The sequence below is a fragment of the Vescimonas sanitatis genome (assembly GCF_049060325.1).
GTDB lineage: Bacteria > Bacillota > Clostridia > Oscillospirales > Oscillospiraceae > Vescimonas > Vescimonas sanitatis.
On sequence record NZ_JBMGPW010000040.1, the window covers coordinates 1 to 460 of the forward strand.

1 protein-coding gene is annotated in these 460 nt (G+C 72.4%); it reads left to right on the top strand.

All coding sequences use genetic code 11. The features are described 5' to 3' along the window. Positions 1-137: 137 nt before the first annotated feature. Positions 138-460 (top strand): inositol monophosphatase family protein (locus ACOMDU_RS13650; RefSeq protein WP_421130703.1); only part of this gene is annotated, 323 nt, incomplete at its 3' end.

The window sequence follows — 460 nt, forward strand, 5'->3', positions numbered from 1 at the left end:
GGCCACGCCGGCCCCTCGGGAACGGCACGCCTGGCCTCGCTGCGCCGTCTGCTCGGCAACCGCCTGGCCCCCACGGGGGCGGAGGACGCGGCGTCGTCCGAGGACTGAGGCGGCCCGCGCGGTATAGCGTGGGCGGCATGGAGCGACCTGAGAACTCTGCGACCCGCGGCCGCGACCTCACGGAGGACCTGCGGCTGGCCCACATGCTGGCGGACAACGTGGACTCGATCACGATGTCCCGGTTCAATGCCCAGGACCTCGAGGTCAGCACCAAGCCGGATCTCACCCCTGTCACGGATGCGGACCGCGCCGCCGAGGAGTCCATCCGCTCGACCCTGTCCCGTGCCCGGGCGCGCGACGGCATCGTGGGTGAGGAGTTCGGCGGGTCTCTGAGCCGCTCCGGCCGGCAGTGGGTGGTCGACCCCATCGACGGCACCAAGAACTTCGTGCGCGGCGTGCC